The organism is Sphingomonas sp. (assembly GCF_013816785.1).
Taxonomy (GTDB): Bacteria; Pseudomonadota; Alphaproteobacteria; order Sphingomonadales; family Sphingomonadaceae; genus Sphingomicrobium.
The window spans coordinates 1-14,805 of sequence record NZ_JACDDV010000052.1; the positions used below are offsets into that span (position 1 = coordinate 1).

At 65.2% G+C, this 14,805-nt stretch carries 21 protein-coding genes; 14 read left to right on the plus strand and 7 right to left on the minus strand.

Annotated elements, in window-relative coordinates; all coding sequences use genetic code 11:
* Positions 1-143 precede the first annotated feature (143 nt).
* Positions 144-455 carry a hypothetical protein gene (locus H0W65_RS10270; RefSeq protein WP_294007304.1) on the minus strand — a complete coding sequence of 104 codons (312 nt, stop codon included), beginning with the start codon at positions 453-455 and terminating at the stop codon, positions 144-146.
* Positions 456-498: 43 nt separating this feature from the next.
* Positions 499-648 carry a hypothetical protein gene (locus H0W65_RS10275; protein WP_294007306.1) on the minus strand — a complete coding sequence of 50 codons (150 nt, stop codon included), beginning with the start codon at positions 646-648 and terminating at the stop codon, positions 499-501.
* On the opposite strand from H0W65_RS10275, the gene rpmG reads away from it, so the two are divergent.
* Positions 641-808 (plus strand): 50S ribosomal protein L33, encoded by a 168-nt coding sequence (gene rpmG / locus H0W65_RS10280; RefSeq protein ID WP_294007308.1) that lies wholly within the window; start codon positions 641-643, stop codon positions 806-808. The two genes, H0W65_RS10275 and rpmG, sit on opposite strands and share 8 nt — an antisense overlap.
* An 11-nt stretch (positions 809-819) precedes the next feature.
* Here the strand turns inward: rpmG and H0W65_RS10285 are convergent, their stop codons facing one another.
* Positions 820-1,224: a response regulator gene (locus tag H0W65_RS10285; protein ID WP_294007342.1), complete on the minus strand. Its 405-nt coding sequence runs from the start codon at positions 1,222-1,224 to the stop codon at positions 820-822.
* A 46-nt stretch (positions 1,225-1,270) separates the two neighbouring features.
* Here H0W65_RS10285 and H0W65_RS10290 point away from each other — a divergent pair, with 46 nt between their 5' ends.
* Genes H0W65_RS10290 through H0W65_RS10315 form a run of 6 tightly spaced genes read left to right on the plus strand, consistent with a single transcriptional unit; the run spans position 1,271 to position 5,191 of the window.
* Positions 1,271-1,537 (plus strand): DUF3572 family protein, encoded by a 267-nt coding sequence (locus H0W65_RS10290; RefSeq protein WP_294007310.1) that lies wholly within the window; start codon positions 1,271-1,273, stop codon positions 1,535-1,537.
* A complete protein-coding gene (locus H0W65_RS10295) occupies positions 1,534-2,142 on the plus strand; it encodes an HAD family hydrolase (RefSeq protein ID WP_294007312.1) in 609 nt (202 codons plus the stop codon). Before H0W65_RS10290 ends, H0W65_RS10295 begins: the two co-directional genes overlap by 4 nt.
* Positions 2,139-2,885, plus strand: coding sequence for an SDR family NAD(P)-dependent oxidoreductase (locus tag H0W65_RS10300; RefSeq protein WP_294007314.1), 747 nt, complete (start codon positions 2,139-2,141; stop codon positions 2,883-2,885). Before H0W65_RS10295 ends, H0W65_RS10300 begins: the two co-directional genes overlap by 4 nt.
* Before the next feature lie 33 nt (positions 2,886-2,918).
* The gene (locus H0W65_RS10305; RefSeq protein WP_294007316.1) at positions 2,919-3,380 is read left to right on the plus strand and encodes a RidA family protein; all 462 of its coding nucleotides are present in this window, start codon (positions 2,919-2,921) and stop codon (positions 3,378-3,380) included.
* On the plus strand, positions 3,355-4,065 hold the full coding sequence (locus H0W65_RS10310; RefSeq protein ID WP_294007318.1) for a glycerophosphodiester phosphodiesterase family protein: 711 nt from the start codon (positions 3,355-3,357) through the stop codon (positions 4,063-4,065). Before H0W65_RS10305 ends, H0W65_RS10310 begins: the two co-directional genes overlap by 26 nt.
* A complete protein-coding gene (locus H0W65_RS10315) occupies positions 4,052-5,191 on the plus strand; it encodes a GNAT family N-acetyltransferase (protein ID WP_294007320.1) in 1,140 nt (379 codons plus the stop codon). Before H0W65_RS10310 ends, H0W65_RS10315 begins: the two co-directional genes overlap by 14 nt.
* On the opposite strand, the gene H0W65_RS10320 is transcribed toward H0W65_RS10315, so the two are convergent.
* The gene (locus H0W65_RS10320) at positions 5,167-6,087 is read right to left on the minus strand and encodes an isoaspartyl peptidase/L-asparaginase family protein (RefSeq protein ID WP_294007322.1); all 921 of its coding nucleotides are present in this window, start codon (positions 6,085-6,087) and stop codon (positions 5,167-5,169) included. The genes H0W65_RS10315 and H0W65_RS10320 overlap by 25 nt on opposite strands.
* Before the next feature lie 90 nt (positions 6,088-6,177).
* Here H0W65_RS10320 and H0W65_RS10325 point away from each other — a divergent pair, with 90 nt between their 5' ends.
* Positions 6,178-7,080 carry an SPFH domain-containing protein gene (locus H0W65_RS10325; RefSeq protein ID WP_294007324.1) on the plus strand — a complete coding sequence of 301 codons (903 nt, stop codon included), beginning with the start codon at positions 6,178-6,180 and terminating at the stop codon, positions 7,078-7,080.
* 34 nt (positions 7,081-7,114) lie between these two features.
* Positions 7,115-7,291, plus strand: coding sequence for a toxin-antitoxin system HicB family antitoxin (locus tag H0W65_RS10330; RefSeq protein WP_294007326.1), 177 nt, complete (start codon positions 7,115-7,117; stop codon positions 7,289-7,291).
* Here H0W65_RS10330 and H0W65_RS10335 read toward each other — a convergent pair.
* Positions 7,288-8,175 (minus strand): S1/P1 nuclease, encoded by an 888-nt coding sequence (locus tag H0W65_RS10335; RefSeq protein WP_294007328.1) that lies wholly within the window; start codon positions 8,173-8,175, stop codon positions 7,288-7,290. The genes H0W65_RS10330 and H0W65_RS10335 overlap by 4 nt on opposite strands.
* A gap of 167 nt (positions 8,176-8,342) precedes the next feature.
* On the opposite strand from H0W65_RS10335, the gene ispG reads away from it, so the two are divergent.
* From ispG to H0W65_RS10350, 3 genes are read left to right on the plus strand one after another with little or no spacing between them, the layout of a single operon-like run.
* The gene (ispG, locus tag H0W65_RS10340) at positions 8,343-9,470 is read left to right on the plus strand and encodes a flavodoxin-dependent (E)-4-hydroxy-3-methylbut-2-enyl-diphosphate synthase (RefSeq protein WP_294007330.1); all 1,128 of its coding nucleotides are present in this window, start codon (positions 8,343-8,345) and stop codon (positions 9,468-9,470) included.
* Positions 9,471-9,530: 60 nt separating this feature from the next.
* On the plus strand, positions 9,531-10,031 hold the full coding sequence (locus H0W65_RS10345; protein ID WP_294007332.1) for a TIGR02281 family clan AA aspartic protease: 501 nt from the start codon (positions 9,531-9,533) through the stop codon (positions 10,029-10,031).
* 37 nt (positions 10,032-10,068) lie between these two features.
* Positions 10,069-10,968, plus strand: a complete 900-nt coding sequence (locus H0W65_RS10350; protein WP_294007333.1) for a DMT family transporter — start codon at positions 10,069-10,071, stop codon at positions 10,966-10,968.
* Here the strand turns inward: H0W65_RS10350 and H0W65_RS10355 are convergent.
* Positions 10,965-11,609, minus strand: coding sequence for a DUF1345 domain-containing protein (locus H0W65_RS10355; RefSeq protein ID WP_294007335.1), 645 nt, complete (start codon positions 11,607-11,609; stop codon positions 10,965-10,967). The two genes, H0W65_RS10350 and H0W65_RS10355, sit on opposite strands and share 4 nt — an antisense overlap.
* Before the next feature lie 45 nt (positions 11,610-11,654).
* On the opposite strand from H0W65_RS10355, the gene H0W65_RS10360 reads away from it, so the two are divergent.
* Positions 11,655-11,969, plus strand: coding sequence for a multidrug efflux SMR transporter (locus tag H0W65_RS10360; protein WP_294007336.1), 315 nt, complete (start codon positions 11,655-11,657; stop codon positions 11,967-11,969).
* Here the strand turns inward: H0W65_RS10360 and H0W65_RS10365 are convergent.
* Positions 11,959-13,488 (minus strand): amidase, encoded by a 1,530-nt coding sequence (locus tag H0W65_RS10365; RefSeq protein WP_294007338.1) that lies wholly within the window; start codon positions 13,486-13,488, stop codon positions 11,959-11,961. The genes H0W65_RS10360 and H0W65_RS10365 overlap by 11 nt on opposite strands.
* Positions 13,489-13,593: 105 nt before the next feature.
* On the opposite strand from H0W65_RS10365, the gene H0W65_RS10370 reads away from it, so the two are divergent.
* Positions 13,594-14,805 (plus strand): TonB-dependent receptor plug domain-containing protein (locus tag H0W65_RS10370; RefSeq protein ID WP_294007340.1); only part of this gene is annotated, 1,212 nt, incomplete at its 3' end.

Consider the following 14,805-nt stretch of genomic DNA (forward strand, 5'->3'; position numbering starts at 1 on the left):
GTTGGGAAAACGCGCGCATCGCGGAGACAATGCTTGAGCATCGAGACGGTGCCTTTAGCGTTCCGTCATTGCGAGCGTAGCGAAGCAATCCAGCCTCGCGCACTGGATTGCTTCGTCGCTTCGCTCCTCGCAATGACGAATTTCTAGTGCAACCGCAGCGCGAGCGCAGCGAGGATCGATTCGCGGTCCTGCGCGCGCTCGCTGTGGAGCGCTTCGTCCATGTGACTTAGGCAGGCCCGGGTAGCTTCGCGGTGACCGGGCATCAGCGCGTGGTGCGCACCATAATCGGCGAGTCCCTCGAGCGCGATCAGGCCATGCTCGGCCGCCATCGACCGGATCGCCGCCATCCTGGCGCAGATATCGACCGGCTTGAGCTTTGCCGCACGGCTCTCGATCTCGGCGATCTGGATGCCGATGCGGGTGCGGACAAGGGAAAGCGACTCGGGATGCGCCATGGCGTTTCTCTTTCGTTGACGCTGGCAGCTTCACCCAAATCGGTTAACGTTGAGTCAAAGCCCGATGTGGCGGGCTCGTGGCGCGGGCGCTCGGCTTGACAAAATCGGCCCCCAGCGTCATTGAGCCGCCTTCGAGCGGCGCTTGCGTGCCGCTTTCTTTCTTTTGCAGATTCAGGATCGTCGCGATGGCCAAGCCGGCAACCGTCAAGATCAAGCTCGTCAGCACTGCCGACACCGGCTTCTATTATGTCACCAAGAAGAACCCGCGCAACACGACCGAGAAGATGTCGTTTCGCAAATACGACCCGGTCGTGCGCAAGCATGTCGATTTCAAGGAAGCCAAGATCAAGTGACCGCGTAGCGGTCATCCCGGGTTCGACCCGGGATCCACCTGCTCATCTTCCCTGACTCGCCCAGCGTCGAGCAATTGTTCGACCGTCTCGGCGAAGCGCATCACCGAAATCGGCTTCGACACATAGGCCTGCGCACCGGCCGCGCGAATGCGCTCGTCGTCGCCCGCGGCCGAATAGGCGGTGACTGCCATGATCGGAACCGATTTTAGACTTTCGTCGGCGCGCAGCAGTTCCATCAGCTCGATACCGGTGACATAGGGCAATTGAATGTCGGTAATCACAAGATCGGGTGAAAAGCCACGCGCGGCCTCGAGCGCCTCGCGGCTGTCGGTGATCGGCAGCGGTTCGTGGCCATGTGCGGCGAGAAGGTCGCAGAACAGCTTGATGTTGAGCGCGTTGTCCTCGACAACCAGGATCTTGGCCACGCGTTTATCCCCCACACAACACTCCGGCAATTAGGCGATGTTGACGGAATCGACAAATGACGCCGAAGCGACCGCCCTCGCAGCGCTGGCCGCGACACTTACCGACGAACGGCGCGCGCGGCGGTTCCTCGACCTCACCGGACTGTCCCCAAATGAGCTTCGCGCCCGCGCCGGCGAGCGGAGCCTGCTGGCCGCGACGATCGCCTTCCTAGAAAGCCATGAGCCCGACTTGATCGCGGTTGCCGAGGAGATCGGAGTGAAGCCAGCCCATCTGGTCGCGGCTGGCGTGGCGCTCAAGGCATGAACCGTCCCCTCCTGATCACTGACTGCGACGAAGTGCTGCTGCACATGGTGTCGCATTTCGACGCCTGGCTCGACGAGGCCCACGGCATTAGTTTCGCGTTCGAGACGGGCAGTTTTGGCGAGGCGATGACCGACCAGGCGACCGGCGAGATGGTCCCAGTCGAGCAAGTGTGGCCACTGCTCCACGAGTTTTTCCGGAACGAGATGCATCGCCAAACAATAGTGCCGGGCGCAATCGATGCGCTTGGCCGAATTGGGGAAGTGGCCGACATCGTCATTCTCACCAACCTCAGCGACGAGGCTCATCCGTGGCGGGTCGAGCAATTGTCGAGCCACGGCATCGCCCATGAAGTGGTCACCAATTCGGGCGGCAAGGGCGTGCCGGCGCGCGCAATCATCAAGCGATACGGCGCGACGCGCACCGCCTTCGTCGACGACCTGCCGGTCCACCACGCTTCGGTCGCCAAGCATGCGCCGGAGGTATTCCGCCTGCACATGGTCGCCGAACCGCGGCTGGCGCCGGCCGTGCCGACGGCGGAGCAGGCGCATGTCCGCATCGACGACTGGCCGACCGCGGCCGACTGGATCATGGAGCGACTAACATGAAGACCGCATTCATCACGGGCGCCACCGCCGGGATTGGCGAGGCCGCGGCGCGCAAGTTCGTCGCCGGCGGGTGGCGGGTGATCGGCACCGGGCGGCGGCGCGAGCGGCTCGACGCACTGGCGGGGGAACTCGGCGCGGCGTTCCATGGACTTGAACTCGACATGCACGATACGGGCGTCTTCGCAGCGGCGATCGACGCCTTGCCCGATCCATTTCGCGGGGTCGACCTGCTGCTCAACAATGCCGGACTAGCGCCGCCGATGAGCAGTTTGCAGGACGCCGAGCAAGGGCCGCTCGACACGGTCATCGACACCAATGTCACCGGTCTCGTCGCGCTAACCCGGGCGCTTTTGCCGAAGCTGATCGAGTGCAAGGGGGCGGTGATCAACCTGTCGTCAGTCGCGGCGACCTATCCCTATCGCGGCGGCGCGGTTTATGCGGGGTCGAAGGCGTTCGTGCGCCAGTTCGGGCTCGGCCTTCGATGCGACCTCGCCGGGTCGGGGGTGCGGGTGACCTCGATCGAGCCCGGCATGGTCGAAACCGAGTTCACGCTGGTCCGGAATGGCGGCGATCAGGCGGCGAGTGACGCGCTTTATGCGGCCATGGACCCGATGACCGCCGAGGACATCGCCGACACCATCTGGTGGGTCGCGACCCTGCCGCCGCACCTCAACATCAACGCGCTGGAGCTGATGCCGGTGACGCAAAGCTGGGCGGGGTTCGCGGTCGAGCGAAAGGGTTGACCGCGAGCCCCTTCGCGTGTTGAGGCACCGGCTATGAGCATTGAAAACCGCCTTGCCGAACTCGGCATCACCCTTCCCGAACCGGCTGCGCCGGTCGCCGCCTATGTCCCGACGGTCGAGGTCAATGGCCTGCTGTACATTTCGGGCCAGGTTTCGTTCGCCGAGGACAAGAGTCCGATCAAGGGCCGGTTGGGCGAGGACATGGACCTCGAAGCGGGCATTGCCGCCGCGCGCCGCTGCGGGATCATGCTGCTGGCCCAGATGAAAGCCGCGCTCGGCTCGCTCGACCGGGTCGAGCGGATCGTCAAATTGGGCGTATTCGTCAATTCGACCGGCACCTTCATCGACCAGCCCAAGGTCGGCAACGGCGCCTCCGAGCTGATGCAGGAGGTATTCGGCGAGGCCGGGCGCCACGCCCGCTCGGCGGTCGGCGTGCCGGCGCTACCGTTGGGAGTCGCGGTCGAGGTGGATGCGGTCGTCGCGATCAGGAGCTGATCCGCTCGATCCGGGGCGCAACGGCTTCGCGCATCGCGGACTTCATCATGGTGACGCCTTCCTTGAAAATAGTTTCGCCGCTTTTGCTGCCGCGCTGGAGCTTGGCGCCGGCATCGAATGCGACCTCCGCCTGACGGCCGACCATGAGGTCGTCGTGTTCCACGACCGCGATGCGACGCGGATGTGCGGCGACCCGATGACCATCGAGGGCTCGACGCTGGCCAAAATCGGCCGACTCCAGGTCGGCGGCCGGTCGATTCCAACACTCGAGAGCTTACTTGCGCTGGTCGGTGGTCACGTTCCGCTGTTGCTCGAGGTCAAGATCGAGGGCGATCACTGGCGCTTCGGCCCGGCGCTGGTACGGGCGCTCGGCGGTTACCGCGGGCGCTTCGGGGTGATGAGCTTCGATCCGCGGCTGGCCCGCTGGCTCAAGACCAACGCGCCGGCGATCCGGCGCGGGTTGGTGGTAAGGGACAATTTGTCCCGGCTCAAACGTTGGTTCGCGATGCAGCTGGCAGATCCACAATTTCTGGCGGTCGACCGCGCGGCGCTTGCCCGGTCATGGGTGGTTCGGGCGCGATCGAGGTTGCCGGTTTACAGCTGGACAATCGCCACCGCCGACCAGCGGCGCGCCGCCTTGCCGCTCGCTGACGCGCTGATTTGGGAAGCCGATGGCCGACCGTGAGCCCGAACTTCTCGCGCGGATCGGCCACGGCGTCGGCGATTTGCCGGCGGCCGAGTGGGATCCGCTGGCGGGAGACGGCGACCCGTTCCTCAGTCACGCGTTCCTGTCTTTGCTCGAAACCTCGGGCAGCGTCGGTGCGGGCACCGGCTGGAGCCCGCTTCCGATCCATGTCGAGCGCGCCGGCCGCACCGTCGCCGCGGCGCCGGCCTATCTGAAGACCCACAGCCAGGGCGAATATGTGTTCGACCATGGCTGGGCCGACGCTTGGCAGCGAGCCGGGGGAGATTATTATCCCAAGCTGCAGGTCGCGGTGCCGTTCACGCCCTGCCTGGGGCGGCGGCTCCTGGGGGATGACCGTGCCTCTTTGCTCGCCGCACTCGAGACGGTGACGGTCCAGAACGGCCTGTCGTCGGCGCACATCACCTTCTTCGGCGATTCCGATGCTCAAGCCATCGAGGCCCGCGGCTGGCTGATACGCGACGGTCTACAATATCACTGGCTCAACCGTGGCTATTCCAGTTTCGACGAGTTTCTGGGCGCGCTGACAAGCCGCAAGCGCAAAGCGATCCGCAAGGAGCGGGCGGTGGCGTGCGAGGGGCTGGAGGTAGTCGCATTGCGCGGGGCCGAGATCGAGCCTGCGCACTGGACCGCGATGTGGCGCTTCTATCAGGACACCGGCATGCGCAAATGGGGCCATCCCTATCTGACCCGCGCCTTTTTCGACGGAGTTGGGGCGGCGATGGGCGAGTCGGCGCTGCTGTTCCTTGCGCTGGAGGAGGGCGAGCCGGTCGCGGGGGCACTCAACTTTATTGGCGCCGATACGCTTTACGGCCGCTATTGGGGGTCGAACGCCGAGCGCCGTCATCTCCACTTCGAGCTGAGCTATTATCGCGCGATCGACTGGGCGATCGGACACGGCCTGGCGACGGTCCAGGCTGGCGCGCAGGGCGAGCATAAGTTGGCGCGCGGCTATGAGCCAGTGATTACAAAATCAGCACATTTTCTGCCCGATCCCGGGTTCCGGCGGGCGGTCGCGGACTTTTTGACCGGCGAACGCGCGGCGATCCAGCAGGAGTTCGCGTGGGCGCGGGATGCGCTGCCCTACCGTTCCGACGCGTCGTCGTAGATTCTGATCTCGCGCGCATCCGGCCCGGCGACTGCGCGATACATGCCTGGGGTCGTAAAACCCCACGCCGCCTCCCCCGATGGGGCGACGGCAATCAGGCCGCCGTTACCGCCGAGGCCCCGGATATCCGCCAGCACCGCGTCGAGCGCTTGCTGCAATCCCTCGCCGCCGATCCGCATCCGCGCGCATAATTCGTGCGCGGCGGCGCCCCGGATGAACACTTCGCCAAGACCGGTCGCGCTGACCGCCGCGGCTCGGTCGTCGGCGTATGTGCCGGCCCCGATCAGCGGCGAATCACCGATCCGGCCCCAACGCTTGGCGGTCAAGCCGCCGGTAGAGGTAGCGGCGGCGACATGACCATTCACATCGCATGCGACCGCGCCGATCGTCCCATATTTGATGTCGGCGTCGAATTCGCCCCCGTCCGCCACTAGCTGAGCGAGTTGCGCCCGCCGATCGGGCGTCACGAACCACTCGTTGGCGACCGTCTCCAGCCCCTGCTCGCGCGCGAATACCTCGGCGCCATCATAGGTCAGGAGGACATGTGGGCTGTGCTCCATCACTGCGCGCGCTGCGGTGACCGGGCAACGGATGGTGCGAAGCCCTGCCACCGCGCCCGCGCTTCGGTCGCGCCCGTCCATGATCGCTGCATCAAGCTCCGCAATGCCCTCGGCATTGAGGACGCTGCCGCGCCCGGCGTTGAACGACGGGTCGTCTTCGAGCACTCGCGCCGCCGCCTCGACCGCGTCGAGCGCGCTTCCTCCCGCAGCGAGGATTGCCTGACCGGCGTCGAGCGCGGCATCAAGCCCGGCCAGCGCGCGCGCTTCCTGATCGGTGCCGATGGTACCGGGCCGCATCGCGCCGGACCCGCCGTGGATCATCAATTTCCAGCTCATGCCGCGCCCTAGCGCGTGCCGTCCGCCCATTCCAGTTGACGCGCCAGAAAAAGCGATACTAATATGATATCAATTTAAAAGGAGGCATTGATGACCGAAACCACCGTCGCCGCCTTGACCAGCAACCGCGAGCGGCCAGCGGCCACGGCGAGCGGCTATCTCATGCTGATCATCCTGCTGGTCGTGATCCTGATTCAGATTTACGGCATCGTCAGCCTAGCCAACGATCTTGCCGGACTGGTGCCGATGCTGGCGTTGATCGTCGCTCCGATCGCGATCCTGCTGATCGCGCCGGGCTTCTACATGCTCCAGCCCAACCAAGCGGTGTCGATCACCTTGTTCGGCGATTATAAGGGTACCGACCGCGCCACCGGGCTGCGCTGGGTGCTGCCGTGGTACGGCAAGAAGAAGGTCTCGGTCCGCGCCAACAATTTCATTTCCGATCGGATCAAGGTCAACGATCTGCGCGGTAATCCCATCGAGATGGCGGCGCAAATCGTGTGGCGCGTGGTCGACACGGCGCAGGCTTTGTTCGACGTCGACGATTATAAGCAGTTCGTGAAGGTCCAGGTCGAAGCGGCGATCCGCACCATTGGCTCGCGCTATCCATACGATGACTTCGAACATCTCGAGGTGACCTTGCGCGGCAACCATGACGTGGTCGGAATCGAGCTTCGCAAGGAGCTGCAAGCGCGGCTTTCGGTAGCCGGCATCACGGTCGACGAATGCGGCTTCACCCATCTTGCCTATGCGCAGGAGATCGCCGGGGCAATGCTTCGCCGTCAACAGGCGCAGGCCGTGGTCGCCGCGCGCAAGACGTTGGTCGAGGGCGCGGTCGGGATGGTCGAGATGGCGCTGTCGATGCTCAGCGAAAAAGGCGTCGTCGAACTGGATGACGAGCGCCGGGCTGCGATGGTGTCGAACCTGATGGTGGTCCTGTGTGGCGAGCGCGACACCCAGCCGGTGGTCAACACCGGCACGCTTTACCAGTAAGCGGACCGTGGCCGGCGAGCGAAAGGCTTACCCGTTGAGGGTAGACCCCGCCTTGTGGGCGGCGATCGAACGCGCCGCCGCCGCCGACCTGCGCTCGGTCAACGCCGAGGTCGAATGCCTGCTGCGCGAGGCAATGAAGCAGCGCGGGGCGAAGTTGGGCAAACCCCAGCCAGTGCGCCGCGGCCGCCCGCCGAAGAGCGAAAACGACTAACGCTTCTGATCGGGGGCCTTGTGCTCAGGGCCGAGGGCATCGTCGAGCAGTCGCGCCAGCCGCAGGCCCCCGGCGACGACGTTCTGGCGGACCTCGGGAATCAGCGCCTGAACCTCGGACTCATCAAGTGTCGGCCGCGCAACTGGCGCTTCGCCGCACGGATCGTCGACCAGTGTCTTGTAGGCAAGGTTGCGCGCCTTGGCCCACATCTCGCGGCTCCATTCCTCGACAGTGCCACCGGCGACCCGCCGGCGCTCGGCCGTCGGCACTTGCGCCAGCAGCGCCCTGGCACCCGCAGGCGGACTGGTGATCGCCCGTTCGGCCAGCCAGCCGTCCCAGATACCGTGCAAATTGGTCCGCCCGCCGATCAATCCGTAATTGGCTGCCACCTTGTTGCCGCCGAGATCGCCATGATCGCCGGCGTGCATCGGCTGATGCAAATCGCCGACGAAATGGACGAGGAACGCCAGCGCGATCAGTTTTTCCCGCTGCGGCACCTTCGGATTGGCGAGAAGCCGCGCGTTGCGCTCGATTTGAGCCGACACGCAGTTGCCGTCCTTACACGGCGCCTTGAGGTCGAACGGCTTGCAGACATCGACGTTCTGGTAGTGCCAGCTGTATGCGTAGGAATAACGCTCATCGAGCGGCTTGACACAGTCGGCCCACATACTCGCCTGCTCGATCGTCCTGACCGGGCAGTCGGGCGTTTCGAGCAGCCGGCCCTGGCGAAGCAGCGCGGCAACCCTCGCGCGCGTCCCGGGCTGCATCTGCAGCCAGGCGACACGGGCGACGGTTTCGTGCCCATATTCCCAATAGGCGGCAGCGGGACGCGACGTGAGGAGGACCGCCAGCGCAAGCGCCAGCGAGAGAAAGCGAGTCGGCATCTTGACCCTTTAGCCGATTTGCGCGCGGTTTCAGCTAGAGATCGACAGGTCGTGTCGCCCGCGCCGCCTGTTCGGTCAGGTCGGCGGCGCGCAAGGCCGATCGTCGGTTGTGCAACCTATCGCCCACTTGGCTTGGCGCTTCGGCGTGGCGCAGCTATATTGGTGACATGTCTTCCATCCGTCCCTGGCGCACGATCGAGCGCCGCCTCTCGCGCCAGATCATGGTCGGTAGCGTCGCCGTGGGCGGCGATGCGCCGGTGACGGTCCAGACCATGACCAACACCCCGACCTCGGATGCGAAGGCGACGATCGACCAGATCCGCCGTTGCGAGGAGGCCGGGGTGGACATCATCCGCGTGTCCTGCCCCGACGTCGAATCGACTGCCGCATTGAAGCAGATCGTCCGCGCCGCGCGCGTGCCGATCGTCGCCGACATCCATTTTCACTATAAGCGCGCGCTCGAAGCCGCCGACGCCGGGGCCGCCTGCCTGCGCATCAATCCAGGGAACATCGGCTCGGCCGAGCGGGTGCGCGAAGTGGTCAACGCGGCCAAGGCCAACGGCTGCGCGATCCGCATCGGCGTCAACGGCGGCAGCCTGGAACGCGACCTGCTCGAAAAATACGGCGAGCCGTGTCCCGAGGCACTCGTCGAAAGCGCGCTCGATCATATCCGCATCCTCGAGGACCATGATTTTCGCAACTATAAAGTGGCGGTCAAGGCCAGCGACCTGTTCCTCGCCGTCGCCGCCTATCAGCAGCTCGCCGATCAGGTAGATTGCCCGCTCCACCTTGGCATCACCGAAGCCGGGGGGTTCGTCGGCGGGACGGTCAAGTCGGCGATTGGCATCGGTAGCCTGCTGTGGGCGGGGATCGGCGACACGATCCGCGTGTCGCTGTCGGCCGAGCCAGAGGAAGAGGTCCGCGTCGGCTTCGAAATCCTCAAAAGCCTCGGCATCCGCAACCGCGGCGTGCGCGTCATTTCCTGCCCGTCCTGCGCGCGGCAGGGCTTCGACGTAATCCGCACCGTCCAGGCGCTCGAGGAGCGGCTGCAGCACATCAAGACGCCGATGTCGCTCAGCGTTTTGGGCTGCGTCGTCAACGGCCCCGGTGAAGCCCGCGAAACCGACATCGGCGTCACCGGCGGCGGCAACGGCAAGCACATGGTCTACCTGTCGGGGGTCACCGATCATCATGTCCAGGATCAGGGCATGATCGACCATATCGTCCGTCTGGTCGAAGCCAAGGCGGCCGAGATCGAGGCCGCGGAGGAGGTTGGCGCCGAGGCCGCCGAATAGGCCTTCAGCCTCTCTTTACCTGTTCGATTTACACCGGCTGCGATGCTCAGGCTCGCGCTCATGGTTGTGGTGATCGGGACGGTGATCGGCGCGATGATGCCGAGCGGGTCGCGCTCCTCACCGTCGAATCCGGACAACGCCAAAATCATCGACGTGGACAGCGATCGTTCGTTAAGTATCGAGAACCAGTCGAGCCAGGACGGCGAGGTCAGGCTGCACCGCTTTTACGACGGCCATTTCTATGCCGACGCGAGCGTCAACGGGGCGCCGGTTCGTTTCCTGGTCGACACCGGCGCAACCGGCATCGCGCTCACCCAAAGCGACGCGCAGCGGGCGTCGATCGCGCTGACCCCCGGTATGTCGGAAGTCATCGGCCGTGGCGCCGGTGGAGAGCTCACGGGGGAAATGATCAGGTTGGAAACGGTCACGCTGGGCCACAAGGAAGCTCGCGACATGACCGGCGTGGTGATCGATGGCGCCGAACAATCGCTGCTCGGCCAAGCCTTTCTCAGCAAATTTGATTCGGTCGAAATCCACGGCGACGAGATGGTTCTGCGCTAACACTGGAATCGCTCGCCGCTTTCGCTAGAGCGGCGCCATGACGCGCCCCGCCCCGTCGCTGACCGCCTACGCCGCCGCCATCGCGGGGATCGCGCTCTTTTCGATCATGGACATGATGATGAAGGGGCTAACGCTGGCGATCGGCACTTATCCGACGCTGTTGTGGCGCTCGCTGGTCGGGATTCCGCTGGCCGCCATTCCCTATCTCGCCACGCGCAAAAGCTGGCCGGGCCGCGCCGCGATCCGCCTTCATTTGCTGCGCGGCGTGATGATGGTGCCGATGGCGCTGCTATTCTTCTGGGGCCTGTCGCGGGTGCCGATGGCACAGGCGGTGGCGCTGACTTTCATTGCCCCGCTGCTGGCGCTGGTGTTGGCGGGCGCGATCCTCAAGGAGCCGATCGGGCCGCGCACCGTCGGCGGCTCGCTACTGGCATTTGTCGGGGTCATCGTGATCTTCGTCGGCCAGGCGCAGGCCGACCTCGGCCCGGAGGCGGTCAGGGGCTCGATCGCGATCCTCGGTTCGGCGGTGATCTATGCGTTCAACATCATCGTCATGCGCCGGCAGGCGCAGGCTGCAGGGCCAGTCGAGATCGCCTTTTTCCAGAATCTGGTGTTCGGGCTGACGTTCCTGGCGCTCAGCCCGGTGCTTGGTGCGCCGCCGCTGCCGACCGGCCACACGGTCGAACTGCTGCTGGCGGCATTTCTGGCGCTCGGCTCGCTGATGCTGCTCGGCTGGGCCTATGCGCGCGCTGGCGCGGCTTATCTTTCTACCACCGAGTACAGCAGCTTCCTGTGGGCGATGCTGCTCGGCTGGCTGCGGTTCGGCGAGCATGTGTCGCTGCCCACCTTGTTCGGCGCGACCCTGATCGTCGCCGGCTGCCTGATCGCCGCGCGCACCTCCAAGGTCGAGCATCCGGCACTCGAGGCCACTGCCTAGCCGGAAGCCAGCACGTTGATCGTCAGCGCAAGCACACCAAGGTTGAAGAAGAAGCCGGCGACGCAGTGGGCGGTTACGATTTTTCGGATATGGGGCGAGGTGATGCACACGTCGCTGGTTTGCACCGCCACGCCCAGCGTGAAGGCAAAATAGGCGAAATCGCTGATCAGGGGCTCCTTCGTCTTGGGGAAATCGAGCCCCGCCAAATCCTTTCCTCCATCGTCGCTGGTGTAGAAAAGATGGGCGTAATGGAGCGTGTAGACCGCGTTGCCGAAGGTCCACACCAGCACCAGGCTGACCGCGACGAGCAGTTTGTCGAGGAGGTGCAGGCTTTCGGGGCTAGACAATTCGGCAATCACCGCCGCGAGGATTATGACCGACAGCAGGAAGGAAATTACCAGCAGCTGCGCGCGGTTGGCGTCGTTGACCTTGGCAACATCTCGCATCCGTTTTGCGTCATAGGAAAAGGTTGAAAGGTTGGAAGCCAGAAACCCGATCGCCGCCCCGTCGAAGCCAAGCAGGAGGCCCTCGGCCCATCCGACCATGGGCACCGCCACCGCCCAACCGATAACGAGCAGCACGAAAAATAGCAGGAAGCGCCATGGCATGAATCGATTGGCGATGGACTTGGCTTTGGTCATCCGGGCACAACCCGCGGCTCCAAGAATTGGTTGCGGGAGCGGAACATGGCCTGGGCATTGCTGATCGTCGGGGGACTGTTCGAAATCGGCTTCACGACCGCGCTGCGCTTCGTCGAGGGGTTTCGAAATTTGCCCTGGACGCTCGCCTTTTTGGGATCGGTGACGCTCAGCATGGGCTTGCTCGAAGCGGCGTCGCGGTCGATCCCGATGGGTACAGCCTATGCCGTTTGGGGCGGGATCGGCGCGGTCGGGACGGTGGCCGTCGGCATGGCCTTTTTCGACGAGCCGACGACGACGCTTCGCCTGTTGTTCATCCTTGGCATCGTCGGCTGCATCGCCGCCCTCAAACTCACCGCCTAGCGGGGGCCAGCAAGGGCGCGATTTCGGGGCTCTCCTCGATCGACGGCAGGAAGCGAGGAGCCGGCAAAGGGCCGCGCGCCTGCTCATAGGCAAAGCCCAAGGACAGGATCAGCGCATCCGACCATTTGGGGCCAATGAAACTGAGGCCGACCGGCAGGCCCTTCACCTGTCCCATCGGCACGGTCAGGTGCGGATAGCCGGAGACCGCAGCAAGGCTGCCCGCGCCGCCGCCCGAAATCTGGTCACCGTTGACTGCGTCGATCTTCCATGCCGGAGGCATGGTCGGGCCGATCAGCGCGTCGAGCTTGTTCTCCTTGAGCAACCGGTCGATTCCATGCGGCCCAGCCGCCTCGAAGCTGATCTTGCGCGCCTTGATGTAGGCCGGATCCGCCAAACCCTTGGTCGCCTCGGCCTTGGCGAACGTCTCTTGCCCGAACAGCGCCAACTCGGTCGCGGCGTTGGCCTTGTTGAAGGCGATTAAACCGGCCAGCGTGCGCGTCTTCACGGCCGGCGGCGTGGTCGCCAGATAGGCGTTCATCCCCGCCTTCAATTCGGTCAGGAGTACGGCGAACTCGTTGTCACCAATGTCCTTGTCGTCGAACTTGGCGATCTCGACCAGCGCCGCGCCGCGCGCCTTGAGTACGGCCAGCGCCCGTGCGAATGGCCCGTCGGTGCCGAAGCCAGCGGCGAAGCGCATCACTCCGATGCGCTTGCCCTTGAGCGAATTCGCGTCGAGGCTGGCGGCGAAGCCGGCCTTGTGCTTGTCGGCCTCGCTAGTCGCCGGGTCCGAGGCATCGCTGCCGGCGATCACGCCCAGCAGTTCGGCTGCTTGGCGCACGGTGTGCGTCATCGGGCCCGCAGTGTCTTGACTAGCGCTGATCGGGACGATGCGGCTGCGACTGACCAGGCCGACGCTGGGTTTGAACCCGACAATGCCGTTGATCGCGGCCGGGCAGGTGATCGATCCGTCGGTCTCGGTCCCGATCGCGTAATCGACCATCCCCGCGCCAACCGCGGCACCGGATCCCGAGGAACTGCCGCACGGATTGCGGTCGAGGGCGTGAGGGTTGCGCGTCTGCCCACCGACCGCGCTCCATCCGGAGATTGAATTGTTCGAACGGATGTTGGCCCATTCGCTTAGGTTCGTCTTGCCCATGAACACCGCCCCGGCGGCGCGCAGCCGCGCGGCGAGCGGCGCGTCGCGGCCGGTGACATTGTCCTTGAGCGCCAGGCTGCCGGCAGTGGTCGGTAGCGCGCCGGCCAGCTCGATATTGTCCTTGATCAGGATCGGTTGCCCGGCGAGCGGTCCTGAAAGTTTCGCGCGGTCGACGCGACGCGCCTGCTCAATCGCGGTCGGGTCGATCGCCAGCAGCGCATGGACCATCGGATCGAGCCGCCGAATCCGCTCGATCGCGGCTGTCGTGCGCTGTTCGGCGGGGCCTTTGGCAGCGCTCGCCCCCGAGGGTGCAAAGGCAATCAGAAGCGACGCGATTCCGCCGACTCGACCCGCGTTCGTCATGAAATTCATACCCTTTCGTCGAACAAATTAGGTCAGTCATGACAGCTTCATCCCGCCCCGGCCAGTGGGTCGGCCCCTTCCCGGTAGTTGTAAGTTTCCCGCCCCATGTTCCATTCCGCCTCCCTCATTGGGCTGCTGCTGGCGTCGACGTCTGCCTCGAATTTGCCCCAGACGGCGCCCGCCGCCGATCCCGCGGCCACAGCCGCGCCAGAGGGTCGGCCAAGCGCTGCCGCGCCCGGCGTTTCGGCGGCGGATGCGCTCCCGCCATCCGAACAGGCGGACGGCGCGGAAGGAGAGGATATTGTCGTTGTCGGCCAAAAGCCTCGCGGATCGGTGGTCGGCGACATCCCGCCGGAGAAAATACTCAATTCGCGCGACATCCGCGCCACCGGGGCGACCAGCATTTCGGATTTGCTCGACGCGGTCGCCTCGCAAATAGGCAGCGCTCGCGGGCGCTCGGGCGGGCGGCCGATTGTGCTTCTCAACGGTCAGCGCATCTCAGGCTTTCGCGAGCTGCGCGATCTGCCGCCTGAGGCGATCGAGCGGATGGAGATACTGCCCGAGGAAGTCGCGCTCAAATATGGCTATGCGGCCGACCAGCGGGTGGTCAACATCGTCCTTCGCCGCCGCTTCAATTCGACCAGCGCCGAGGTTCGCGGGCGCGTCGCAACCGACGGGGGCTATGTCGCGGGTCAGGCCGACGGCACGCGGCTGATCATCGCCAACGGCAAGCGCACTTCGTTCAATGTCCATGTTGAGGGTAACACGTCGCTCGCCGAGAGCGAGCGGGACATCGCGCTTCAGCCAACGGCAGCGTTGCTCGATCCGCGCCCGTTCCGGACATTGACCGGCGCTCGACAGGATGTGCGCGTTTCGGGCACCGCCAATCGCACGATTTTGGGCGATGTCTCGGCGACCTTCAATGGTGAGGTCGAGCGGGACACCGGCCGGTCCCGCTTCGGCATTCCACGGGGAACGCTGACCGCCGGCGCAATCGACCCACTCAGCCGCGATATAACGACCGATGCGGTCCGTTTCGGCGTCGCGCTCAACACCCAGCGCGGCAAGTGGCGGCTGTCGTCGACCGCGAACGCCGAGATCGCGCGCGGCACGACGCGCAGCGACCAGGATTTGTTCAATGCGCCCGCCCGCGACCGCAGCCGCTCGACCCGCCGCTCGCTGACGCTCGACGCTGTCGCGACCGGGCCAGTGCTGGCGCTGCCCGCCGGCGAGGCCAACGCGACGTTCAAGGTTGGCGCCTCCACCCTCGACCAGGACAGCCGGGCGAGCCGCCGCGGCCTGACCTCCTCCTCCAAT